Genomic DNA, 25,193 nt, shown 5'->3' on the forward strand with positions numbered 1-25,193 from the left:
TTCAACTTTTTAAGATATCAGAGACCACATAGGAAGCCAAAACCATACCGCAAACAGGCGGCACAAAAGAAATTGAACCGGGAGTTCTGTCTCCTGTCTTTATTGGGATTTCTTTGGAGCAAACTACCTTTAATTTTTTTATATTCATCTCTTTTAATTTTTTTCTCATAATTCTTGCCACTGGGTCATTCTTTGTCTTTTCAATGTCTAGGACTTCAAATTTTGTAGGATCAAGGCGATTGCCTGCACCCATGGCAGAAATTATTTTTATATTTTTTTCATGTGCTGCCTTTATTATTAAAAGTTTAGAAGTAATTGTGTCAATGGCATCTATAACATAATCGTAGGATTCAAAATCAATTTCCCCTATATTTTCTTCTGTTACAAATAAATCATATTTTTTTATCTTTACTTCAGGATTTATCTCCAAAAGTCTTTCTTGGCAGGCATCTACTTTTCTCATGCCAAGAGTCTTTGTAGTTGCAAAAATTTGTCTATTTACATTTGTGATTTCATATTCATCGCCATCCACAATGCCAACTTTTCCTATGCCAGCACGGACAAGGGCTTCAACTGAGGAGCCGCCAACGCCACCTAGCCCAAAGACTAGAACTGATTTTGAATTAATTTTTTTTATATCATCAGCTGAGAGCATTCTCTCACTTCTACTTAAAAATTCCAATTTTCCTCCAATTTGAAAGGGCCGTCATAAAACAGCCCTTCTTATTACTTTAATTTAATATTTGTCAAAGAATTTTCGCCAAAAATTCCAGAACCTTCTACAAGGTCATTTAGCTTATGAGCCTTAAAAGTGTTGATAGTTATAATATTGCCTGGTCCAAATTTATCTGAGTCGCTTTCAGTAACCTTTACCCTAATATATTTTACACTTCCGCCATCAATTAATTCAACGACTTCACCCTTGAAGTTGACCATAGTGCCCACTTCAGCAGCCTTTAAATCTTCTGTATTATTTTTAACTTCTTCATTATTTAAAATTGAATTATTATTTCCGGCATTATTAGCCTCATTATTTTTCTTTTCTTCAGGAACTTTATTTTCACTATTATTTACCAGCAAATCTTCGCCAGCAGGGGCATTTCCACTGTTTTTAACCTTATCAAGGTTGGCAGATACATAGGCAAGACCTCTTGAAGTAATAACTGCAATTTCACTTCTTCTTATGGCAAAATTTCCATTGAAGTTGCCATCAGAACCTGTACTAGTAAAAATATTTGCACTAATAAGATTTGGAAGATACTTCATAGTTAGGGCATTAATATTATTGATGTCCTTGTATTTTAAATTCGATGTGTCTGTATTTTTTTCAAGCTTAAAAGCTCTTGCATAATAAACTGCAATTGTATTTCTATTTGGATAAACTTTATTTTCCAAAAATCCCTTTTCACGAGCGCTTGTTATTGTCTTTTCAGTAATTGTGCCTTGGTAAAGATTGTAGCAAACTGCATCCTTTGCCCAGTCTATTATTCCATTGGCATTAACAAATTCAAAATAAGCATCCCTAGCTGAATTTATTTCATCTTGGCTAGGATTTAAAACAGTCTTTAAAATTTGCATAATTTCCAAAAAGCTAACAGGATTATTTGGTTTAAAGCTTCCGTCTTCGTAACCCTTTAAAATATTTTTCTTAGATAGCTCTTCTACATATTCATATGCCCAAGCACTTTTGCCATTTTTGCTCAAATCTTTAAAAGACTTTGCAAAAATACTTGCTGGTGCAAATAAAAGTAGGGCACTTAAAGCTATAGCTATAAATTTCTTTTTCATTTTATCACTCCGCCCTAAATTATATCATAATTTGTATTTTTAAAAAATCTTTTATATCAATTCAATGATTGCATTAAAAAAAGAAGCCCCATTTGAGGCTTCTAAAAGTCTTAATTATCTATATTGAACTACACCACTGTTTGAATATCCATTATAATATCCTGTGGATCTATTTTTAATTTGATCAAAAGATAAAAAGTCTCTTTTATAAGATATTCCCTTATACTCATCTAATTCATAACTTGTGTTGCCCACTATTTTTTCAATACTTAAACTATTTATTTGAGAATTATCATACAAATAACCATTTGCTAAAAAAACATCATATACTGAAACAGAACCTTCAAATCGTTGATCAAATGTAGCACCAGGTTTTAACTTTGAATTATCAGATTGTAAAACTTTCAATTTAACATCATAAGTGTTTAATTGATTTATAGCTCTCTGACATCTAATTACTTGGAACATTGCATTAAATTGTAAATCTCTATTTACAATTATAATTTCTTCAACCATTCCTCTTTCATTTAGTTTAAGGTTTACATCTTTATCTCTTAAATATTTTTCATTATTAGTTGTATTTTCCAGTATATTATTACCCTCTCTAATGATAGGTCGTCTAATTAAATAGAAAGTTTTAGTTCCTCCATTAATCAAATCTAGATCAATATATGGGTCTGATGTTCTTCTGTCAAAATCAAAAGGTGTCTCGTCTAAAGCAACTCTTCTAACTGTTCCCATAACATATCCATTTCTCTCACTATCAGCAAGTCCCTTTACAACTTTGTAATTTACAAAAATATTTACTTCGTCATTTAAAGTAATTCTATCTAAATCCTTAGTTTCCTTAGTAATATAGAATTCGTAATCCTTATTGTCCTTTAGTCTAATTTTTAAAGAAGCCTTATCCTTATTTGAAGTGTCAAGAGAAGTGATCTTTCCCTTTAATTGAGCTTCCTTAGGAAATACTGTCATTTCAGTTATTTTATTGTCGGAATTTGTCTTAAATTCAACAAGGTCATCAACATTAACATCTGCAAGTTTTAAATCCTTACCATAAGCTTTAATCTTAACATTGGAATCAAGAGTGAAAGTCTTAGTGTCAGAAGTTGAAACTTTTGAAGTTGTTCTGAAGTCAATTGATGTTGAATTGTCTCTATATCTAAGAGTGATTTCATTTGTTCCCTTAGAGTTTACATATCCAACCATGTCAAGCATTGCATTTGTAACAGTAACTGTCTTTGCAGTGCCTTCTCTGTCAACAGAATTACTCTTTGTATATTCAATTTCTACTTCTTGACCAGCTCTAATGTCTTCAAGCTTGATGTCTTTGTCCTTTAACTTAAATTTAGTATTGTTGTCAAGGTCAAAGGAATATTTTTGTTTATCTGCTTCAATGATAATTACATTGACATTGTTAAGCTTAGAAGAAAGAATTACAGTTCCTTTTTTCTTTTCAACTTTTGAGCTTACTGTGTTTCTAGCTGCATAATCAAAGGATGCCTTAGTGATTATTGCAGTTTCTGCACGTGTAATAGGTCTATCTCCTTCGAATTTTCCGTCAGAACCAGTTGATGTGAAGATGCCTGCTTCTATAAGGGAAGCTAAGTATCCTCTCAAGCTGTCGCTCATAGTGCTTTGATCTTTATGTCTCAAAAGTGTAGTGTTGCCATTTGCATTTAAGTTAAGTGCTCTTGCAAAGAAAATTGCAATATCGCTTCTGCTTGGATATTCTCTTCCATTAATTTTAAAGAATCCTCTTTCATAAGCTTTCTTTAAGGCACTTTCATTTAAGTAACCTCTGTGAAGTGCCAAACAAATAGCATCTTCAGCCCAAGAATTTACGCCATTGTCCTTAGCAGTTTTTGAATATTTTTCTTTAGCAGTTTTTATTTCATCAGCACTTGGATTTAGAACTTGTTTAATAAGTTGTAAAAGTTCTTCAAGTGAAACTGAATCTCCTGGTTTAAATTCTCCATCTGGATGTCCACTGATAACATTCTTGTCGCTTAATACATCAATTGCATTGTAAGCCCAAGCATATTTATTGTCTTTTCTTACATCCTTAAACTCTTTTGCAAAAGTTGCGCTTGGTACTAGCATAATTGTTGCAAAACCAAGAACAGCTGCTCTTTTTAAATTATTAGATTTCATTATAAAACCTCCATTTTCTATAGCCTGTTTAGTTTATTATAACACATAATATACCCATTATATTTTAGAAATATTAAAATTTTATTAAATTAGTAGTGAAAAGTTATAATAAATGTAATAATTTGCTTAAAAAGTCCTAATATTTGGTATAATTAAGCTAAGCTTACATATTATTGTAAATAAATTTAATTTTATAAAGGAGTGATATTATGCGTTACCTACCAGTAAGTCTTGACACCTTTGAGAAAAAGATTTTAATTTTAGGTGGAGGCTTCCTTGCCCTATCTGCACTTAAATCGGTAATAGATACTGAAGCGGAAATATATATGATTGCAGACAGCTTTACTAAAGACATAGTAAAAAAATCTGAAGAGTCTGATGGCAAAATTAAGTTAAAGGAACATGAACTTGAAAAGGATTTTAAGTTTATGGGATTTGACTATGTGCTCATTGCCACAGAGGACTTTGAGCTTAACGAAGCACTGGAAAAAAGAGCAAGTGCAAGAAATATGATTTACCAAAGATTTGACATCTTTTCAAAATCACTTATGTCCATAAATAAATCAGTAGAAAGAGGACCACTTACTTTTTCACTAAATTCTTCAAGGCTCAATCCAACTATTACAGATATAATTTTTGAAGATTTAAAGAAATTCTCTCAAAAATACAATTTGGAAAAATTAAATATTTTAAGTGAAATAAGGTCTGAACTTGTCCGCAAAAATTCACAAAACATTGACGAAATCATCAGCAAGCTCTATGAATCTGAAACTATAAATCTTTCAACTTTCTTAGAAGAGATGCCTGAATATAAAATTGAGGACTTAAAATCTTCTGAAGATTTAATTAATCACATTGAAAAGGGCAGCGAAATAAGCCTCGAAAAAGAAAGCAGCTTAGAAGATGATCAAATTATAAAAAAGAATTTAGATGATGCAAAAAACTTTTCAAGAGACAAAGATCTTGATAGAAGCGATTTAAATTTGGAAAGTTTTCACGATTTAGATAAATTTAAGAAATGAGGTAATAAAATGATTGGTTATGTAGGAAGTATGGCCGGAAAAGTTTTTAGTGAAAAAGAATTTACTCTAGTGAAAAAAGTTTTAGCCTCTGGCGAAACTATTGACAAGCACAATCACCCTGGTTTTACTGTACTTGTAACTATTGTTAAGGGTCAAATTAAAGTTATATTAAATGATGAAGAAGACAGAGAGTTTGAACCAGGTAAAGTTCTAAAATTTGATGGTGAAAATTATATTGCCATTGAAGCTATTAAGCCAAGCGAATTTTTTGTAACTCTCATAAAAAAGGATGAGTAATTTGAGAATTAAAATTACAGATGATGCTCTTAATTTTTTATCTGAAAAAAAGGCAAGAGAAATTACTGTGGACTTAATTACATCAAAACAATGTTGTGGAAGTGGCATGCCTACTTCTGACACCTATATTGGTAGCCCTAGAAGGAGAGAAAGAGATCACAATGTTTTTGAAGAAGATGGTCTTAAAATAAATATTGACAAGTCCCTAAAGTTTCAAGATGACTTGTGTACTATAGACTTAGTGAACCTTATCTTTACAAAATCTCTTGTGTCAAATTTTTTGGACTACAAAAAAATAATTTAAATTTTATCTGCTGATTATTTCAGCAGATTTTTTTATTTTTATTATGATTTAAGGCATATAAAAAAGGCCCCATGTCACCATGAGGCCCTTCTTTATTTATGCTTACATTTGTCTAAGTTTCTTTAAAATAATTTTTTGTTCAACACTTGCAACAAGTCTTCTTGTGTATTCAACTGTGTCAGGGTTTACTGACATTGAAGTGATTCCACATTCAACTAAAAATTCTGCAAGTTCTGGATATTGGCTTGGTCCTTGTCCACAAATTGAGCAAGTGATTCCCTTTTTGTTAGCTGCGTCAATAATTGTCTTTAGAGCAATTTTAACTGCGTCATTTCTTTCGTCAAAGTAGCCCATGTTGTTAAGAACGCCAGAGTCTCTGTCTGCTCCCATTACAAGTTGTGTCAAGTCATTTGAGCCAATGGAGAATCCGTCAACTAATTCTGCAAATTCTTCTGCTTGAAGAACTACTGCTGGCACTTCTGCCATAATCCAAATCTTAAAGTTTTTAGATTGAACTAGACCTTCTTCAGCCATAATTCCCTTTACAACTCTAAGTTCTTCAGGAGTTCTTACGAAAGGAAGCATTACAATTACATTTGTAAGTCCATATTCTTCTCTAACTTTTTTAATAGCACGACATTCAAGTCTAAAGCCTTCTTCGTATTCAGGAGAAATATATCTTGAAACGCCTCTCCAACCAATCATTGGGTTAGCTTCAATAGGCTCAACTTCGTCTCCACCCTTAAGACCTCTAAATTCATTTGTCCTAAAGTCAGAAGTTCTCACAACTAAATTCTTTGGATAAATTGCTTGTGCAACTTTAGAAATTCCTTCAGCAAGTTTATCTATCATTAAGTCGCCTTGACCAGTCTTTACTAAATACATTGGGTGAGCACCAATCATATTTGTGAAAATAAATTCAGTTCTCATAAGTCCAATGCCGTCCATTGGCAAGTTTTTATATTTTTCAATTAATTCTGGTTCGCCAAGGTTCATGTAAATCTTAGTTGCAGTTGTTGGTGCAAATAGATTTCTAAGTTCATCTAGGTTTGCAATACTTGATACATTTGGAGAGTCAGGAGATTTCTTTTCTTCTTTTTCCTTTAGAACTTCACCTTCATAGACAATGCCTCTTACTGCATCAACTGTTACAGTGTCCCCTGTCTTTAGTGTTTTTGTTGCAGTTTTTGCTCCAACTATACATGGAATTTGTAGTTCTCTTGAAACAATAGCTGCGTGACAAGTTCTTCCGCCTTCGTCAGTAACAACTCCAGCACATTTTCTCATTGCAGGAACCATGTCTGGGTTAGTCATGGCAGTTACAAGTACATCACCTTCTTCAACAAGGTTGATTTCTGAAATGTCCTTTATAAGTTTAACTTTACCTCTGCCTATTCCTGGAGAAGCAGGAAGACCCTTAACAAGAGTGATTAATTTTTCTTCCTTTTCTTCCTTGTCGCCAAGAGTTGTAATAGGTCTTGATTGTAGGAAATAAAATTCCTTAGTGTCTCTGTCAAAGCCCCATTCAGTATCTTGTACTGAGCCGTAAAGTTTTTCTACCTTAAGTCCTCTTTCAACAAGAGTGTCTAATTCCTTAGGAGAAAGTGCTTCAGCCTTTACTGCATCAGCTCCTAAGATATCTTTTACATTAACTACTCTAGTTCCAACACCATTTTCATTTTTTATTACCATGTATTCTTTTTCGGCAATATTTTTTTCGATAACTTTTTTAGTTTTTTTGTCGATAATATATTCATCAGGAGTTACAATTCCAGAAACAACAGCTTCTCCAAGTCCGTAGCTTGCGTTGATCATCATTTCATCCTTGCTGTTGTTAATAGGGTTTGCTGTAAACATTACTCCAGATTTTTCAGAGTTAACCATTTTTTGAATAACTACTGAAAGAGCAACATCAAAGTGGTCGTAATTTTGTTTTTCTCTGTAATAAATTGCCCTTGAAGTCCAAAGTGATGCGAAGCAATCTCTTATGTGGTTTAAAAGTTCTTCTTCGCCAGAGATGTGTAAGTAAGTATCTTGTTGTCCTGCGAAGGATGCGTCAGGCAAATCTTCTGCAGTAGCTGAAGATCTAACTGCAACTTCTGGGTCTTTAACTCCAATATTTTCAGAAAATTCTCTGTAAGCAGATAAAATTTCATCTTTTAGTTCTGGGTCAAATTCTTTTTCTTTTATTTTCTTTTGGATTTCCTTTGAAGCATTAGTAAGTTCATCAACATTTTCAACATCTACAGCTTCCATTAAAAATTTTACAACTTCGTCAAGTTCTGCGTATTTAATAAATTTAGTGTATCCACTTGCAGTGACACAAAATCCTGGAGGCACAGGTAGTCCAAAACTAGTTAGTTCCCCAAGGTTTGCACCCTTTCCTCCGACAATTCCTACATCTTCTTTACCAATTTCATCAAACCATTTAATATAATTATACTTAGACATAAGCTCCTCCTTATTTGCTAAAAATATTATAACACATTAATTATATATGTCACACTATTTTTTTAAAGATTTTCTAAGTTCATCAATAGACATTGTGGATACATGTTCTCTATCTATTTTAAGTTCATCTACAAGGCTATAAATTTCTTCCATGCTTGGCGCTTCGATTTCCACATAAGGCTTTGGATAAGTGTCTTCATCCCAAGTGTCAATGTCAATTACAAGGGAATTTAAACTGTATTTTTTTCTGTTCTTGTAGCCCTTGTGAAATTTATCGTAGCCAAGACATTTTAAAATATTTATTAAATCTTCCACACTATTTATTTCAGTAGTGTGTTCTATATTGTCCCTAACCTTTATGTCAGAGATATTTTCTTTAAAGGTAAAATATTTTTTCTCTTGGCCCTCAGATTTTGCAATCCTAATTCTAAGATAGCCTTGCTTCTTATAAATTTTATGTGCCGTTGAATTAACTGTAATATTAATTTGGTCTTCTTCCTTGACAAATTCAGCACCCAAGGCTTTTATTTTTTCTTCAAACTCTTTTATGTCAATATCAAGAAGTTTGACTTCAATTTCTCTTTCCATTAGTCCTCCAAAATTTTTTTTAACTTAAAATCTAAGTAGTCACTTGCAACAAATTCATATTCCACGCCTAACAAATTTCCCTCATAGGAATACTTGTGACCCTTGCCATGAAGGTGACCGTAGATACATTTTTCTACCTTGTAATCTGAGAGAGTCTCGGAAAATTCATTGGGACCTAAATCTTGGTTAAAGGGGGGATAGTGAATCATGGCAATTATTTTTTTGTTTACACAGGAATCCAGGGAGTTTTTAAGTCTCTGGACTTCTCTTAAATATATTTTTTCATCATCTTCCGAAAATTCAAAAGAATCACGAGAAGCCCAACCTCTCGTACCACAAATGGAATAATCTTTGTATTCAAAGGAGTTGTTGTGCAAAAAGTGAATAGTCTTCAAGTCTAAATTGTTCATCTTGTTTAGAGAAGACCACCAGTAATCATGATTGCCCTTGGAAATTATTTTAGTGCCAGGCAGCTCATCAATTCTCTTTAAGTCTAGGGCTGCTGTATTTAGCTTTAAAGCCCAAGAAATATCTCCTGGCAGAAGAACTAAATCGTCATCACTGACCACTTCTTTCCAGTTTTCAATGATTTTTTTTTCGTGATTTTCCCAATTATCTCCAAAAATATCCATAGGTTTTTCTTCTGTATAATCGAAGTGAAGATCTCCTATTGCGAATATCATATACACCTCAAAGTTTAATTAAATTATATGTCAAATTGTATTTATCTAAAATTTCTCTTTCCCTATTTGAACTTGAAAAAATTAAAACTTGCTCTTCGTCTTTTAAGACTTCAAGAGTATTTTTTAGCCTTTCATCATCGTATGAGTCGAAATGACTGTCAAGTACAAGGGGGATTTTCTTGTCAGTAATTATTTTTGAAATAGAAAGCCTAAAGGCAAGATAAATTTGATCCATGGTGCCTAGGCTTAACCTATCTAAAGCAACATAATCGCCAACATTTTTATCATATACCTTTATGTCAAATCTGTCATCAATTAAAATTTCGCTGTACTTAGATGAGGTCATCTTGTCCAAATAATTTGAAATATTATTTTTTAAAATAGGAAGAGTATCCCTTCTTCTTAGCTTTATAAATGCCTCAAATTTATCAATAGAAAGCTCTAGAAGGTCTCTCCTGTATTCTAATATTTTTAATTTATCCTCAAGCTCAAAGGATTTTTCTTCTAAGCTTCTCATTTTTTCCAAGGATTCTTCCTGAGTTTTTAAAATTCCCTCTAAGTTTGAAATTTCTCTTGTGACTTCTTTAATTTTATCTGAAATTGATTCTAGGGACTCTTCATTATAAATTTCGCCACTTAAATTTTCTCTTTCAAGAGCTTCAATTCTATATTCGTATTCACTTGTCTTATCCCTCTTGGAGTCCTTAAGTTCATAAAATAAATTTTTTAAGTCTTTAATGTTTTTTACGCCATATTTTTCAAAAATTTTTAGGAGCTCAGCTTCAAGATTTTTTATTTTTTCTTTAGTATCTTTTATTTCAAGATGATTTTTTTCCTTCCAGCTCTCATTGTACTCATTTTTAGAAATATTTTTTAAGTTTTCTTCCTTTTTTTCATCTAAAATTTCTGAAAGAGTTTTTATATCTCTTGCCTGATATTTTTCAAGAAGTTCAGCAAAATCCTTGTCAAATTCTTTTTTCTTTATAGTTTTATCCATGGACTTTTTCTTAAAATCTATGAGTTTGTTTTTTAGGCGATGCAAGAGGTCCTTGTTTTCTCTATATTTTACAATTCTAAAGTAGGAATAAGTGAAAAATAAAATAGAAAAAATTATGAGAAAATATTTTTTAAAGTAAATTGAAAGAAAGGCTATGGCTCCACCTGCAAGACATGATAAAAATATTTTTAAAAAGTATTTAAAGGTAACTTTTTCTATGTTTTTTATGTCTGCAGAAATTATTTCTATTTCTTTTGAAAAATTATTTTCATTTAAAAGTGCAATTTCTTCTTTAATTCCCTTAAATCTCTTGTAGTCAAGGTCTGCGTCGTCGTCAATTTCAAAAATATGGCCTTCTTGGGAAAGTAAATCGTCAAGTTTACTTGAATAAAGTCCAGAAGACCTATTTATTTCAATGGCCCTTTCAAGGTCAGAAAAATCAAAATTTTCATCCTGCCTAATCTTTTCTTCTTGGCTTTTCTTCAACTTCTTCTTTAATTCTTGGAGTTCAAAAAGCTTTCTGCCCCTCATCTTATCTTCAAGAGCCTTTAATTTTTCCTCAGCATCCTTATGAGCTTGAGCAGTTTTTTCATAATTTTCCCTTATACTTGCAAAATTTATTTTTTCAGCTGTAATTTTTTCTAGCTCTCCATAGGTCCTTCCAATTTCAGAGGCCTTTCTCCTCTTAGTACCCAAGTCATTTAAATCTTTATTCATCTTGTCCAAAACCTTCGTCAGATCAAGATTTTCATCTTGAGACACAGAAAAGTTGTCGATTTTATTTTTTATATCTCCTGCAGCATCTTCTTCCACTTGAGAAAATCTCTGTGAAATAAAAAAACTAGACCTGTAAAGCTTTCTGCTCATGTCAAAAAATATGAGACCAGGCTGTGGAATTCGTGAGTTTAAATAATTTCTCTCATCCTTGGAAAGATCTTCGCCATTTTCTATATTTAATATAGAAATCTCGTCGGCATCAAAATCTCGACTCACCCTATAATTTTCGCCCTGGTCACTTAAAAGCACATAGCCCCTATATAAATTGGAGGACCATGGCCTTGATTTTTCAAAAATATCGTCGCGAACTTTTCTTGCTAGAGAGTCTCTGCTAAAGCCGTAAAAAATTCCATCTATAAAATTAACGATAGTGGACTTGCCGCCCTCATTTTCTCCTGAAATTAAATTAAGACCTCTATTAAGCTCTATTATTTTATTTTCAAATTTTCCAAAATTTAAAATCCCAAGTTCCTTAAATATCATAATATTGCTCCAAAATGTACTCCCTAGAAAGGTCCCTGGCATCTCTTTCTATTTCTTCATTAGAAAAAGTGTCAAGGAGATCTAGAATATACTTGTCTTTAATTTCAAAGTCACCTTCAAGGGCTTGTGTCAGTTCATTATTTATTTCAAAATAAAAGGCTGAAAGATTTTCTCTCAAAAAACTTTCAATTTCCCTTTTGTGGAGGCTCTTTCCCTTAAGAGTAATCCTATAGAGATTGTCATCTTCTATTTTGTCTTGAAGTTTTTTTAAAATTTCAGAAAAAGTCATGTCTTCACTTATTTTTACATCAAGATTTACAAACTCTCTCCTAGAGAAATCTTTGTATTCAAGGATTTTTTTCTCATCATCTAAAAAAATTATCCCCCTCTTGCCTTCATCCTTAAAGGAAAGTGGAATCAGTGAGCCAGAGTAGTAGGCATTGTCAAGGACCTTGCCCCTCTTGTGGATGTGGCCAAGAGCTAGATAATTAAATTCTCTCATAAAACTTTCATCAAGGGGCAGGTACCTCTCGTCTTTTAGGTCAGAGTGAAAGAGACCAATATTGATAAAGTTTTTATCTAGTTTAACAGAGCTAAAATCTTTCTTGAAATTATAATTATCATAGGATATTCCATAAATTCTAGTGTTTAAGTCACTTAATTCATAAAAATCCAAGTCTCTTTTAAATATATATAAATTTTCTGGTAAATCTACCTTTAAAAATAAATTGTCAGAAGAAAGATAGTCGTGATTTCCAAAGACTACAAAGACCTTTGCCTTAATGGTCTCAATTATATCTAGAAATCTCTTTAAGTCCCTTAGATTAAAAAATTCTCTCTCAAATAGGTCTCCAGCAAGTAAAAAAATATCTGCCTGGACCTCATTGGAAAAGTCAGCTAAGTCTTTAAAGGCACGCCAAGTATCCTCTAAAAGTTTATTTGAAACTTCAAGAGGTAATCTTCCCTTATAAAATTTTTTTAAATGTAAATCACCTGCGTGAATTATTTTCATCTTATCACCAAAGTAATTATATCACAGTGAAACTAAAAAAGAGCTCCACTTAGAAGCTCCTCAATTAAATAATTAATTTTTGTAAAGTTTTAAATTCATCTGTACCAGCAATGCCTGCTAAATCAAATAAAACTGTTTCTGTATTTGTAATAACTGCACCCATTTCGCCAAGTTGTGCCATACCATTTTTTGTATTTTTTTCTGACCTTGAGCCAAGAGCATCTTCTACTACAAAAACTTCAAAGCCAGCCTCTAAAAGTGCCCTAACTGTTTGGAAAACGCAGATATGTGTTTCCATGCCGCAGATAATAATTTGTTTTTTACCAAGTCTATCAATTTCATTTTTTATTCCTTCATCGCCATAGGAATTAAAAGTAAGCTTTGGAAATTCTTCCTTATCTTTTAAAGGCGCTTTAACTTCTTCATTGGTGTAGCCAAGTCCCTTTGGATACTGGACTGTATAAATTGCTTCTGCACCAATAATGCTTGCCACCTTTGCCATAATTGTAGAATTTTTTACAATTTCTTCCTTGTTATACATGGCCTTTAAAAGTTTATCTTGAATGTCAATAAAGGCAAAAAGCACATTATCTCTATTTAAGTGAAAATTTTTCATTTATCCTCCTCTTAAATTTCTTCAACTTCAACGCTATTCATAATCTTTTTAATAGCGCTCATTTCAATTACATCTTTTTCAACAAAATTTTCCCACACTCCACAGGCTATTGCAAGTTTTATTGAAGTGATAAAATCGTAATCTCTGTCAATTGCCATGGCAAGACCTGCAAGGGATAGTTCTGTGTCAAATTTTTCTGTCAATTCTTTTCTTCCTAATTTTTCCTTATTGACATAGGCCCTATAATTTTTATCCTCTGTGGAAATTATTGTGGCTCTCTTGCTATTGACAAGGACAATTTTAGCTCCAGCTTGAATAAATTTTTTGTTGAAGTTAATAACTTCGCCAGTGTAATTAATATTCTTTTCCTTTTCAATGTCATCCTTGTCAAAGATTAAAATATAAGGATTAGTCTTTTCCATTGTTTGGAGATTTTTTGGATTGACTGCAACTTTTATATTGTTTTTAAAGCAAATTTTAATTAATCTATGGTAAATTTCGTCGTCAAGTCCAAGTAAATCAATTTTTGGAATCACTGCAATTTTTTTGTTATAAAGGGCTCTTTCAAAGGAATTTAAAATGTCGTTCCTATCTTCCATAGTGATTCTAGGGTCTTGAGTCTTATAATCTTTTACAAAATCTGCACCCCTTATTATAACTTCTTCAACATTTTCATCCTTGAGGGCAGTATAATTTACATCAATGCCAAGTCGGCTGAGGCTGAGAGCAATTTCTCTACCCCTAGCGCTTCCCTTTAGCATAAAAACTTCTGAATCCACGCCAAGTTTTTTTGCAAAAAGAGACATGTAAAGGCCATTGCCGCTGGGATAAATTTTTGAGCTTTCAATTATATTTTCTGTCTCATTATTTAATTTAAATTCTCTAACAATTTTTGGGTTAAAGTCACAAAATAGTATCATTAAATCACCTGCTTGCCTCAATCTTTTCCATTATTTCTTCTTTCATTGCGCTTATCTTTCTTTTCGCTTCATCTTTATCTTCAGAAACTGCATAGGCATAAATTTTTAATTTTGGCTCAGTGCCTGATGGTCTTAGAGCAAACCAAGTTTCTTCGCCAAAATAAAATTTTAATAGATCTTGTGGATTTTCCTTATCATCTATATAGTCAACTTTTTTCTTTAGGTCGTCAATTTTTTCAAAGTCTTCAATCTTTCTAAAATCATCCATGATTTTTTTCATGATTTCTTTTCCATCTTTGCCTTCAAAATAAGCTGAGTCTAAAAATTCTTCAAAGTAACCATATTTTTTATAAATTTCTTCCAGATAATCTTTTATTTTTAAATTTCTCTTTTTTAGGTAGCCTGCCATCTCTGCCACAATCATTGATGTGCCAATGGCATCCTTGTCTCTTATGTGGTCGCCAATTACATAGCCAATGGACTCTTCGTAGCCAAAAATAAAATTCTTCTCGCGAGTTTCATCCCAAATATTTGCAAGGTTGCAAATATTTTTAAAGCCCGTTAAAGTTTCGAAGACTTCTACGCCATAGTCTGCAGCGATTTTTTTAATCAAATCGGCAGTTACAAGAGTCTTAACAAGAGCACCATTTTCTATATTTTTATCCTTAATTCTTTCCAAAATAAAGTTTCCAAGGATAAAGCCCATTTGATTTCCAGTGATTCTAAAAATCTCTTCGCCCATTTCCATTACAGCCACCCTATCTGAATCAGGATCAGTTGCAATAATTATGTCGGCATTTTCTTTTTTTGCAAGTTCTATTGCCCTGTCAAAGGCCCTTGGATCTTCTGGGTTTGGATTTGTCACATTAGTGAAATCTCCATCGGGATTTTCTTGTTCAGGCACTACATAAACATTTTTAAAACCTCGAAGGTCTAAAATTTTTCTCACATACTTATTGCCGCAGCCGCTAAGTGGAGTATAGACAATTTTTATTTCCTTGTCCACATCATCAGTAAGAGTGTGTTTTAATGTATTTCTGTAAAAAGATTTAGTGACCCTATCTCCAAGGAATTTTATATTTTCATACTCTCCCAATTTTTTTAAGCTGGCAAAATCAAAATCTAAGATGTCAATTTTTTGTGATTCAGCTTCTACCATATCAGCAATGTCTGATAAAATTTGCGAGCCCTTTTCCCAATAAAGTTTAAAGCCATTGTAATTTTTTGGATTGTGAGAGGCTGTGATCATTATGCCAGAAATAGTTTTTAAGTATCTAATTGCATAGGCAAGAAGTGGCGTTGGAACAATGCCTGGGAAGAGGTAAACCTTAATGCCCTTTTCTGCCAAAATTTTTGCAGTTAAAATAGAAAATTCGTAGGAGTAATGTCTTATGTCGCGACCTATTACAACTCCTCTTTTCTTTGCATCTTCGCCAAGTCTTTCTATTAAATTTGAAAGAGCAAGAGCAGTTCTTCCTACAGTTAAATAATTCATGCGATTTGTGCCTGCTCCTAGAATGCCTCGAAGTCCTGCAGTTCCAAATTCTAAATCCTTATAAAACCTGTCTTCAATTTCTTCTTCATTATCTTTAATATCTAAAAGTTCTCGCTTCAAATTTTCATCTAACTTTTCACTAGAAAGCCATTTTTCATAAATATCTCTATACATACTTACTCCTTTTTAATATCAGAAAATTCTCCATCAATTGCAGAAATTAATTCCTCGGGATTTACTTTAATTTGCATGCCAACCTTTCCTCCGCTAACATAAAAGTAGTCTAAGTCCTCTGCTGATGAGTCTATAAAAGTTTTAAAAGATTTTTTCATGCCAACGGGAGAGCAACCTCCGTGAACATAACCAGTCAGTGGAAGAAGTTTTTTTTGTGGAATCATTTCAATTTTTTTGGAATCCGATGCCTTGGCTGCCTTTTTTAAATCAAGTTCACTGGAAACTGGAACGACAAAGACATAATGCTCGCCATCCTTTGCTTCTGTGACAAGAGTTTTAAAGACCCTATTTTTGTCTTCTCCCAATTTTTCTGCAACATCTACTCCGCCAATTCCGTCCTTAGTTGAGTATTCGATTATTTCAAAATTTATATTTTCCCCTTCAAGGATTCTCATTGCATTTGTTTTTTTCATAAAATCACCTTTTCATCTACTTTAATTTTACAACAAAAAAGAATTTTCTTCATCTATTTAATCTTCTTCTTTAGCAAATTAAAAAAAGACTGGTCTCGCCAGTCTCTTAAAATCCATAAATTTTTAATTTTTCTTGAATGTCCCTTGTCTTGTCTCTACCAGTAAATTTTATTTCGTCGATCGACATGACATTTCTCACGCCCATCAAGGAATTTGAAATGAAACACTCATCAAAGCCTATTAAATCTTTGGCGCAAATTTTTTCTTCATTGATTTCAAAATTTTCAAGGAGGAAATCTCTCATAGTTCCCCTTAAAAGTCCTGAAGAAATTTTTGGAGTAAAGATTTTATGATCTCTCACGAAAAAAATATTTGCAAAAGAAGTTTCACAAACCTCATCCCTTTCATTTAAGAAAAGGGCTGAGTCATAACCACTTTCCACAGCCCACCTGTGCTCCAAAATATTTTCATAGTAACAAAGGCTCTTGTGATAAATTATTTTTGAAGTGCTATTTCTTCTAAACTTAGAAATTTTTAAACTAAAAATTTTATTATCATCTCTGTAATTATCCTTGCGACTTGTCAAAATAAAATTTTCATCAGAAACTATTAGCTTTAGGGCAAAATCTTTATCTTTATAATTTTTTATATAGTCATAAATTTTTTCCTCATCAATTTCTCTTTCAATTTCAAAAAATTTTAAAGATTTTTTTAATCGCTCTAAATGTTTTTCTAAAAAGAGAGGGTCACCATCCACTACTTTAATAGTTTCAAAGGCGCCCTTGCCAAAGGAAAATCCATCATCAAATTCTATTTTCATTAAATTCTCCTAGGAACTTTGCAATTTTTTCATAAGCCTCGTAGTCAATAGTTTGCTGCCCATCACTTTTTGCCAGGTCAGGATTTTCATGAACTTCAATCATGACTCCATCAAGGCCAAGGGCAAGTGTCGCCCTAACCATTGGCTCAATAAAGTCTCGCCTGCCAGTGCCATGACTTGGGTCTATTATAACTGGATAGCCAGTCTTTTCTTTTATATAATAGGCTCCTGCAAAGTCAAGAGTGTTTCTAAGCTCAGTCTCAAAGGTCCTTATGCCTCTCTCACAAAAAATTATATTGTGATTGCCCTCAACTTCAATATATTTTGCAGCCATTTCCCATTCTCTAAGAGTTGCAGAAAAACCTCTCTTTAAAATTATTGGCTTCATAGTTTTTCCAACTTTTTTTAAAAGAGCATAGTTATACATATTTCGAGAACCTATTTGAAAGGCATCTACATAGTCCACCATGGCATCAACATGGTCTTCGCTTAAGACTTCTGTAACTATGGGTAGATTTGTCTTATCAGATGCTTCCCTTAAATATTTTACAGCTTCAAAGCCAAGCCCTTGAAAATCAAAGGGACTTGTCCTTGGTTTAAAGGCTCCACCTCTTAGAATGTCTATGCCCCTTTCCTTCAAGGCTTTTGCTTCTTCAATAATATGTTCTCGAGATTCTATGGAGCAGGGTCCAGCTATAATTATTGGCTTGCCTCCTCCCACATTCACATCTCTAATTTTTACAATTTTCCCTTTACTCATTTCACTCATTATCCTTTGCTTCCCTCAATATCTATCTCATCAAAATTATTGTAATACGCTTGTAGTGCATTGAGAGACCCCTTTGCCTTTAAGACAATTTCCTCAAATTCTTCTTCTGCATCTGATAGAAGAATTATGGCTCCACCTACTCCAAGAGTTGCCCTGTCTTCTTCTATAAGGGCAGTTCTTATGACAATATTAAAATCCATTGTAGAATTATTTGATATAAAACCGATTGTGCCTGAATAAATTCCGCGAGGATAATTTTCTAACTCGTCAATGATTTCCAGTGTGCGTTTTTTTGGCGCACCAGTCATAGACCCACCTGGAAAAGTATTTTTCAGCACATCAATTATATCCACATCTTCTTTAATTTTTCCAGAAACTGTAGTTACAAGTTGGTGGAGAGTTTTATAAGTCTCAACATCCATTAACTTTGGCACTTCAACTGAACCAATCTCACAAAATTTACCCAAATCGTTTCTAAGTAAATCTACAATCATTAAATTTTCAGATTTGGTCTTCTCTTCATTTCTAAGTTTATCAATAAGTTTTTGATCTTCTTCTAAGGAGTCTCCTCTTCTAATAGTACCCTTAATTGGCTTTGTCGTCACAATTTTATTTTTATCCACCTTTAAAAATCTTTCCATGGAAGATGAGGCAATCTTTATCTCATCTAGGGGCAAGAAGGCAGAATATTGTCCTGGGCTTTTTTCTCGAAGATTCATGTAATACTTTTTGCCATCGAGCTTATCATAGATGTCTAAGCGATTTGTAAGACATACTTCGTAAGTCTCTCCCTGGCAAATTAAGTCTTTTATCTTTTTTATGTCTTCTATATAAGTTTTTTTGTCCTTTACAAATTTTAATTTTGGAAAATCTTTCTTGCTTGTATCTTTATTTTTTTCTTCAAAATCTTCTTCCAAGATATTTTTTATCTCTTTAATCCAATCTTTGTCCTCTTGGCAAGATAGGATGTAGAGTTTTTCATCTCTGTGGTCGTAGACAAGAGCCCTGTCGCAATACTTAAAGTAAGCGTCTGGATAGTCGTAGGAATTCTTATTTGTGACCTTTTCTGTGTCTTTTTTTAATTCATAACCCAAGTAACCAATGTAGCCCAATTGAAAATCAAAGGGAAGTGATTCCTTGTAAGTCCATCTCTTTCGATTTTCTTTTAAATAAGTGAAGATGTCAGTATTAAAGCTTTCCTTTTTTCTTCCATCAAGAAAGGTTTTTTCTACAAGATTTTTGTCCACGTCATACTTTATTGTGTGAGCCTTTGGACCTTTGAGGCCAAAAATTGAAAATCTTGAAAGGTCTTCTTCCACCTTGCTTGAGTCCAGCCAAAGAGTTTTATTGTCATATTCATAAAGTTTTTCATAAATATTTTTTGTATCAAAACTTTTATCAATTATTTCATAATAAAGCTGGCCTTCCTTATAAAAATCTCTGCAAATATTTATAAAATTTTCAATTAATTTTTCGCCGCATTCACTTGCTATGGACTCAGGATGAAATTGAAGGCCATAGATTGGCTTAGTCTTGTGTGAAATTGCCATGACAACTCCATCAGGAGTCCTTGCATCAATATTTATGTTTTCAAGTTCCTTGTCCTGGCAAGTTAGTGAGTGATATCTTGTTACAACAAAATTATTTTTTATTCCCTTAAATAAATTTTTGCCATTGTGAATAACCTGGCTAAGTCTGCCGTGCATGGGCTCACTTGCCCTTAAAATTTTGCCGCCATTGTAATAATATATCCCTTGATGACCTAGGCAAATTCCCAAAATTGGCTTGTCAAGTTTTTCAATGATGTCTTTACAAACACCAAAGTCCTTTTCCTTATCAGGGCTACCCGGACCTGGAGAAATAATTACATTGTCAAAGTCTAAATCTAAAATTTCCTCATAAGTCATCTGATCATTTTTAATTACAAGAGCTTCTATGCCACTGACCTTTCCAATTAACTGAAAGAGGTTATAAGTGTAAGAATCATAATTGTCAATTATAAGTGATTTCATTTTTGCTCCCCTAAATAATTTTTCAGATAAATTATTGCCTTTTTGTAACCTTCTATTCCATAGCCTTCAAAGGATTTTATAGCACAGGGCCTTATAAAATTAACTTGCCTAAAATCTTCACGGTCTGATACCTTTGAAATGTGAACTTCAACTGTGGGAATGCTGACAGCCTTTAGGGCATCTAAAATTGCCACGCTAGTGTGAGTGTAGCCAGCTGGATTTATAACAATGCCATCAACTTTTTTGTAGGCACTTTGAATTTTATCCACAAGATCCCCTTCATGGTTTGATTGAAACTCCTGGATTTCAATATTTTCTTCATGAGCAACTTGGTCTATTAATTTTAACAAATTTTCGTAAGTATCCCTGCCATAGATATTAACTTCGCGAATGCCTAGCAAATTAATATTGGGACCATTAATTACTAAAATTTTCATAATTTTTTATTTCCTCCAGAATTTTCTCCAAAGTCTTTTCCTCGTCTTCAATAACTTTTATTTTTATGTGAGAAATTTCTTGGTAAATTTTATTTCTCTCTCCATACATTTTTTCTAAGGTCTCTAAATTTTTTGAGAGGGGTCTTCCCTCTGTCTCAAGATTTTTTAAGTCCCTATCTAAATAAATTACAAGTGAGTTCTGTAAAAGAAGGTCTCTATTAATCTTTCTTAGGGGTGTGCCACCGCCAGTGGCAATTATGACTCCCGTTTTTTTGGAGACCTCTTCTAGTACGCTTGTCTCAAGGTCCCTAAAATATTTTTCGCCTTTTTTTTCGAAAATCTCTGGGATTTTTCCTTCCCTTTCCTCAATTAATTTATCTGTGTCAAAATAAACTCTATTTAATTTTTCTGACAAGAGCCTTGCCATTGTAGTCTTGCCGCAGGAAGGCATGCCAACAAGGGCAATATTTTCCATGTCACTTTTAATTTTAAAATAAATTTTTTCAATTAAAGATTCATCTAATTTTTCATCTAAAAAAAGTTCGGCTGCAAAGAAGGCTTGAGCAACTAACATTAAAAGTCCATTCATAGTCTTTATGCCAAGATTCTCCCCATCTAAAATTAATTTTGTCTTGAGGGGATTGTAAATTAAATCTATTACAGCCTCTAGCTTTTTAAAGATTTTTAAGTCCACCTTGCATTCCATATTATTTGGATACATGCCTACTGGACTTGCATTAATAATTACATTAAAGTCACTAAATTTTCCTATGTTGTCGTAATTATTTTCGCCCCTTCTGCTAATGACAACAAGCCTTTTGGCTCCCCTATCAGCTGCAAGTTTTTGGAGCATCTTACTTGCCCCTCCAGATCCTAGAATTAAAATCTTTTTATCTTTCAGGTCAAGGTCAAAATATTTTAAGGAATAATCAAAGCCAAGATAGTCTGTGTTATAACCAAATAATTCTCCGTCTTTATTTACAATTGTATTAACTGCGCCAATTTCTCTTGCAAGAGGGTCAACCTTGTCTAAATATTTTATAGAAAGTTCCTTGTAGGGAATAGTAACATTAATTCCCCTAAAATTTTTCTTTTCAAAAAAACCTTCCATTTCATTTTGTTTTAAATTTTTTAAATTATAGTCATATCTTCCAAATAATTGGTGAATTTCCTTGGATTTGCTGTGAGACAAACTTTCGCCAATAAGTCCAAACTTAAAATTTTCATCTTTAACTCTCGAAATTATTTTTTTGCTCTCCTTAAAAATTTCACAATAAATTGGCTTTATGGCATCTTTAAATTCTGGAGCAATTTTATTTTCCAAGTTTTTTATAATTTCATCTTCCCGACCCGAGTCTTCTGTTTTTAAATTATTATTTGCTTTAAAAATTCCAATCTCCTTGGAAATTTCCATTCGCTTTTCTAAAAGATGGACAATTTGTGAATCAATTTCGTCCAAATTTTTTCTTGACTCATCTAAATTTTTCATCTTTCACCTTCCATTACTAAGTCTAAAATTGCAATAGCAGTAATCATTTCAATGGCAACTAGGGCTCTTGGCACAATTGAAGGGTCGTGCCTTCCCACAATTTCTAGGTCTACATTTTTTTTATCTCTTAGCGATATTGTCCTTTGCCTTTTCCCAATGGAGCTGGTAGGCTTCACTGCTGTCCTAAAAATTATTGGCATGCCACTTGAAAGTCCACCAATTATTCCCCCATGATTGTTGGTCTTAGTCTTTACTTCTCCATCTTCGTAATAGTATTCATCGTTGTGGGCACTTCCCCACATTTTTGCCGCCTCAAATCCAGAGCCAAATTCAATTCCTCTTATGCCGGGAACTGAAAAAACTGCGTGAGAAATTACCGACTCGAGAGAATCAAAAAAAGGCTCGCCAATGCCCACTGGCATATTTAAAATAAAAGTCTCAACAATTCCGCCAAGGGAATCTACCTCTTCCTTTGCCCTTAAAATTTCTTCCTGCATTCTTTCCATTGCTGAATCTTCAAAAACTGGGAAGTCTTCATTTTTTAAATTGTAAAGTTTTTCTTCGCCAATATCATTTAAATTTATGTCAATGTCACTTTCATCGCCTAGGCTTTTTATCCTAGAGAAAATTTTTATGCCCCTCTTTAAAAGCAAATCTTCAGCAATAGAACCTGCAATGACTATGGGAGCAGTCATCCTGCCAGAAAATTGTCCGCCCCCTCTTATGTCGTTAAAGCCCTTGAATTTAACATAGGCTGGATAGTCTGCGTGAGATGGACGAGGTCTGTCCTTTAAATTGTCGTAGTCCCTGCTCCTTTGGTCCTTATTCTCTATAAGAGCACAAAGAGGTGCCCCACAAGTTATGCCATCCACTTCTCCACTCACAACTTTAAAATCGTCATCTTCTTTTCTAGCAGTGGAAAAATTATTCCTGCCAGGTTTTCTTCTATCAAGGTTTTTTCTTATTAAATCTTTATTTATTTTATATCCAGCACTAATTCCATCAATGACAATTCCAAGATCCTCAGAATGTGACTGACCAAAGAGTGTTACTTTAAAATTTTTTCCAAAGCTATATGACATTTGTCTTCCCTCCTAAAGATTTAAAATCGTCAAAAAAGTTTTTGTAGGATTTTTCCACGCACTGGCTATCATTGATAGTGATTGGACCATCTGCAAAAGTTGCGGCAATAGAGGCAGCCATGGCAATTCTGTGGTCATTGTAAGAATTTATTTTTGCTGCCTTAAATTTTTCCACTCCCCTAAAGGAAAAGGAGTCTTCAGATAATTTTACCTGAACTCCCAAATTTTCCAGCATATCCACAGTGCTCTTTACCCTGTCGCTTTCCTTTAACCTTAACCTTTTTATATTTATAACTTCCGTCTCTGTATTTGAAAGTGCCGCCATTATTGAAAGAATTGAAACGGCATCGGGCATATTTTTTGCATCTAAGGTTACTTTTTTCTTAGCATCGTTTATTTTTTTTAGCTGAAACTCATCTTTAGAAATATTAACATAACCCAAATCCCTTAAAAAATCTAAAGCTTTTCTATCTCCCTGCAGTGAATTTTTATTAAGTCCAAGGACCCTTACGCCAGCTGCCAAGAAAAATAGTGCGTTGCTCCAATCTTTTTCCACCACATAATTTGCTGGAGAAAATTTTCCCCTGCAAGTGAAAGAATTTTTACCTTCAATTACTTCAACTCCAAAATTTTTCATGACATCTATTGTCATGTCAATATAGGGCTTTGATTCAGTTTCACTTGTGAGCCTTATATTAAAGTCTTCCTGGCAAAAGCCTGATGCAAGCATAAGACCAGATATAAACTGGGAGCTAATATTTCCTGGAAGAGTGAAATTAAAATCCTTTAGCTTTCCTCTTAGATAAATTGAATCTCCAACTTCTTTAAGATCTACTCCATGCTTGGGAAATTCATGGAAGTAGACAGAGTTAGTTCTAGCAACAAGACTTCCCCTTCTTATAACTTTTGCCTCAAGACCAAGGGCGGCAAGGACTGGTAGTAAAAACCTAAGGGTAGATCCACTTTCAAGGGCATCAATAGTAACTGGTCCAGAGAATTTTTCTGGTGGATCAAAATAAAATTTATTTTCTATTTTTTTTAGGCTGACTCCAAGGGCTTTTACGGCATTAAGAGATGCCTCTATGTCCTTTGAAAGGTCATGAATCTCTATTACAGATTCCGCCCTTGCAAGCCCTCCACAAAAAATTGCACGATGGGCATAGGATTTTGATGTAATTGCAGAAATTTCTCCAGATAATTTTTTATTTTCAATAATTCTATTCATTTTCCTTACCTAAATCAATTATTTTTTTAAGCTCATCAAAAGTAATTTTTTTACTTATAACTTCGCCAATTTTTACTGGAAGAATTACATTTATGAGATTTTTATTAATCTTCTTGTCGTGCTTTAAAATCACCAAAATTTCTTCTGTCTCAAAGTCATAAGCAGTTGGAAGATTATATTTTTTAAAGGCTCTTACTAAGTCTTTAGAAAAATCTTTTTCCGCAAGCCCCATTTTATAAGCTGCCCTTGCCATATAAATTGTTCCAATGCCAATGCTTTCACCATGGTTTAGTTTATAATTTGAAAGAGATTCTATGCCGTGACCAATAGTGTGACCGAGGTTTAGCTTTTGTCTCTTGCCCTTGTCCCTTTCATCATCTCTTACAAAGTCCAGCTTAATATTTAAAGATTTGTAAATAATTTTTTCATAGTCAAGTTTTTTTGCAGACTTTAAATAATCAAAAAATTCCTTTTCCCTTAAGACAGAATATTTAAAAATTTCTGCAAGTCCGTTGTTAATATTTCTCTGGTCAAGACTTTCCAAAAAACTGTAATCAATATGGACACATTTTGGAAAATAAAAGGCGCCAATTTGATTTTTTAAATTCATAAAATTTATGCCATTTTTTCCGCCAACAGAAGAGTCAATCATGGAAAGAAGCGTAGTTGGCACAGAGATAAAATCAATTCCCCTAAGATATGTTGCTGCAACAAAACCAGATATATCGCCAACAACACCGCCACCAAAGGCTATGATTATGTCGCCTCTGTTAAAATTTTTTTCCAATAAAAACTTATTTATATTTATATAATTTTCCATGGACTTGGATTTTTCGCCAGCAGGAAATTTATAAATAAAATAATTTAAGCCATCCATAAGTTTTTTTAATCTCTCGCTATAAATACCCAAGACATTTTCGTCTGTTATAACTAAAAATTTTGCGTCTTCATTTTTAAATAAATAGTCCCTTAACTTTTCATCATTTTTATAATCAATATCTATCGTATAATTATTTTCTTTAACCTGAATTTTCATAAAACACTCCTATGCCTTGCTCTCTCTATAATAAAACAAAGATGCCTATAAATAAAGGATCTTATTAGCTTTAAGCTAAAATATTTTAC

Annotated in this window: 23 protein-coding genes; 3 read left to right on the forward strand and 20 right to left on the reverse strand. The window is 33.0% G+C overall.

The window, feature by feature from the left end; genetic code table 11:
- Window position 1: 1 nt before the first annotated feature.
- The 3 genes from Q0U74_RS02180 to Q0U74_RS02190 all read right to left on the reverse strand — a co-directional run bounded on the left by Q0U74_RS02180 (window position 2) and on the right by Q0U74_RS02190 (window position 3,942).
- Entirely contained in the window at window positions 2-682 is a 681-nt protein-coding gene (locus tag Q0U74_RS02180; protein WP_297392470.1) for a tRNA threonylcarbamoyladenosine dehydratase, read from the reverse strand.
- A 44-nt stretch (window positions 683-726) separates the two neighbouring features.
- Window positions 727-1,788, reverse strand: a complete 1,062-nt coding sequence (locus tag Q0U74_RS02185) for an S-layer homology domain-containing protein (RefSeq protein ID WP_297392471.1) — start codon at window positions 1,786-1,788, stop codon at window positions 727-729.
- 114 nt (window positions 1,789-1,902) lie between these two features.
- Window positions 1,903-3,942 (reverse strand): S-layer homology domain-containing protein, encoded by a 2,040-nt coding sequence (locus Q0U74_RS02190; RefSeq protein ID WP_297392472.1) that lies wholly within the window; start codon window positions 3,940-3,942, stop codon window positions 1,903-1,905.
- 209 nt (window positions 3,943-4,151) lie between these two features.
- Between Q0U74_RS02190 and Q0U74_RS02195 the strand changes: the two genes are divergently transcribed.
- The 3 genes from Q0U74_RS02195 to Q0U74_RS02205 are packed head-to-tail and all read left to right on the forward strand — an operon-like array spanning window position 4,152 to window position 5,565.
- Window positions 4,152-4,964 carry a bifunctional precorrin-2 dehydrogenase/sirohydrochlorin ferrochelatase gene (locus Q0U74_RS02195; RefSeq protein WP_297392473.1) on the forward strand — a complete coding sequence of 271 codons (813 nt, stop codon included), beginning with the start codon at window positions 4,152-4,154 and terminating at the stop codon, window positions 4,962-4,964.
- Between the two features lie 9 nt (window positions 4,965-4,973).
- On the forward strand, window positions 4,974-5,261 hold the full coding sequence (locus Q0U74_RS02200) for a DUF1637 domain-containing protein (protein ID WP_297392474.1): 288 nt from the start codon (window positions 4,974-4,976) through the stop codon (window positions 5,259-5,261).
- Entirely contained in the window at window positions 5,254-5,565 is a 312-nt protein-coding gene (locus tag Q0U74_RS02205) for a CC/Se motif family (seleno)protein (protein ID WP_297392475.1), read from the forward strand. Before Q0U74_RS02200 ends, Q0U74_RS02205 begins: the two co-directional genes overlap by 8 nt.
- A gap of 102 nt (window positions 5,566-5,667) precedes the next feature.
- Here Q0U74_RS02205 and ppsA read toward each other — a convergent pair whose 3' ends face one another.
- The 17 genes from ppsA to aroB form a co-directional block, all read right to left on the reverse strand.
- Window positions 5,668-8,016, reverse strand: a complete 2,349-nt coding sequence (ppsA, locus tag Q0U74_RS02210) for a phosphoenolpyruvate synthase (protein ID WP_297392476.1) — start codon at window positions 8,014-8,016, stop codon at window positions 5,668-5,670.
- Between the two features lie 54 nt (window positions 8,017-8,070).
- Window positions 8,071-8,604, reverse strand: a complete 534-nt coding sequence (locus tag Q0U74_RS02215) for a class IV adenylate cyclase (RefSeq protein ID WP_297392477.1) — start codon at window positions 8,602-8,604, stop codon at window positions 8,071-8,073.
- A complete protein-coding gene (locus Q0U74_RS02220; protein WP_297392478.1) occupies window positions 8,604-9,287 on the reverse strand; it encodes a metallophosphoesterase in 684 nt (227 codons plus the stop codon). The genes Q0U74_RS02215 and Q0U74_RS02220 overlap by 1 nt, the downstream gene beginning before the upstream one ends.
- A gap of 7 nt (window positions 9,288-9,294) precedes the next feature.
- Window positions 9,295-11,544, reverse strand: a complete 2,250-nt coding sequence (locus Q0U74_RS02225; RefSeq protein ID WP_297392479.1) for an ATP-binding protein — start codon at window positions 11,542-11,544, stop codon at window positions 9,295-9,297.
- Complete coding sequence (locus tag Q0U74_RS02230) at window positions 11,534-12,556, reverse strand: DNA repair exonuclease (protein ID WP_297392480.1); 1,023 nt, start codon at window positions 12,554-12,556, stop codon at window positions 11,534-11,536. Before Q0U74_RS02230 ends, Q0U74_RS02225 begins: the two co-directional genes overlap by 11 nt.
- A 64-nt stretch (window positions 12,557-12,620) precedes the next feature.
- Window positions 12,621-13,172 (reverse strand): isochorismatase family protein, encoded by a 552-nt coding sequence (locus Q0U74_RS02235; protein ID WP_297392481.1) that lies wholly within the window; start codon window positions 13,170-13,172, stop codon window positions 12,621-12,623.
- Window positions 13,173-13,183: 11 nt separating this feature from the next.
- Window positions 13,184-14,092 (reverse strand): tagatose-6-phosphate kinase, encoded by a 909-nt coding sequence (locus tag Q0U74_RS02240; protein WP_297392482.1) that lies wholly within the window; start codon window positions 14,090-14,092, stop codon window positions 13,184-13,186.
- 4 nt (window positions 14,093-14,096) lie between these two features.
- Window positions 14,097-15,761 carry a phospho-sugar mutase gene (locus tag Q0U74_RS02245; protein ID WP_297392483.1) on the reverse strand — a complete coding sequence of 555 codons (1,665 nt, stop codon included), beginning with the start codon at window positions 15,759-15,761 and terminating at the stop codon, window positions 14,097-14,099.
- Window positions 15,762-15,763: 2 nt separating this feature from the next.
- Window positions 15,764-16,234, reverse strand: a complete 471-nt coding sequence (ybaK, locus tag Q0U74_RS02250) for a Cys-tRNA(Pro) deacylase (RefSeq protein ID WP_297392484.1) — start codon at window positions 16,232-16,234, stop codon at window positions 15,764-15,766.
- Between the two features lie 106 nt (window positions 16,235-16,340).
- The gene (locus tag Q0U74_RS02255) at window positions 16,341-17,054 is read right to left on the reverse strand and encodes an aminotransferase class IV (protein ID WP_297392485.1); all 714 of its coding nucleotides are present in this window, start codon (window positions 17,052-17,054) and stop codon (window positions 16,341-16,343) included.
- Entirely contained in the window at window positions 17,038-17,814 is a 777-nt protein-coding gene (gene aroF / locus Q0U74_RS02260) for a 3-deoxy-7-phosphoheptulonate synthase (protein ID WP_297392486.1), read from the reverse strand. Before aroF ends, Q0U74_RS02255 begins: the two co-directional genes overlap by 17 nt.
- Before the next feature lie 8 nt (window positions 17,815-17,822).
- Entirely contained in the window at window positions 17,823-19,835 is a 2,013-nt protein-coding gene (pabB, locus tag Q0U74_RS02265) for an aminodeoxychorismate synthase component I (RefSeq protein WP_297392487.1), read from the reverse strand.
- Complete coding sequence (aroQ, locus tag Q0U74_RS02270) at window positions 19,832-20,272, reverse strand: type II 3-dehydroquinate dehydratase (protein WP_297392488.1); 441 nt, start codon at window positions 20,270-20,272, stop codon at window positions 19,832-19,834. The genes pabB and aroQ overlap by 4 nt, the downstream gene beginning before the upstream one ends.
- The gene (locus Q0U74_RS02275) at window positions 20,253-21,761 is read right to left on the reverse strand and encodes a shikimate kinase (protein ID WP_297392489.1); all 1,509 of its coding nucleotides are present in this window, start codon (window positions 21,759-21,761) and stop codon (window positions 20,253-20,255) included. The genes aroQ and Q0U74_RS02275 overlap by 20 nt, the downstream gene beginning before the upstream one ends.
- The gene (gene aroC / locus Q0U74_RS02280) at window positions 21,758-22,843 is read right to left on the reverse strand and encodes a chorismate synthase (protein ID WP_297392490.1); all 1,086 of its coding nucleotides are present in this window, start codon (window positions 22,841-22,843) and stop codon (window positions 21,758-21,760) included. Before aroC ends, Q0U74_RS02275 begins: the two co-directional genes overlap by 4 nt.
- Window positions 22,833-24,068, reverse strand: a complete 1,236-nt coding sequence (locus Q0U74_RS02285) for a 3-phosphoshikimate 1-carboxyvinyltransferase (RefSeq protein WP_297392491.1) — start codon at window positions 24,066-24,068, stop codon at window positions 22,833-22,835. The genes aroC and Q0U74_RS02285 overlap by 11 nt, the downstream gene beginning before the upstream one ends.
- Complete coding sequence (aroB, locus tag Q0U74_RS02290; protein ID WP_297392492.1) at window positions 24,061-25,104, reverse strand: 3-dehydroquinate synthase; 1,044 nt, start codon at window positions 25,102-25,104, stop codon at window positions 24,061-24,063. Before aroB ends, Q0U74_RS02285 begins: the two co-directional genes overlap by 8 nt.
- Window positions 25,105-25,193 lie beyond the last annotated feature (89 nt).

It is taken from the genome of uncultured Peptoniphilus sp. (assembly GCF_946998875.1).
GTDB lineage: Bacteria > Bacillota > Clostridia > Tissierellales > Peptoniphilaceae > Peptoniphilus_A.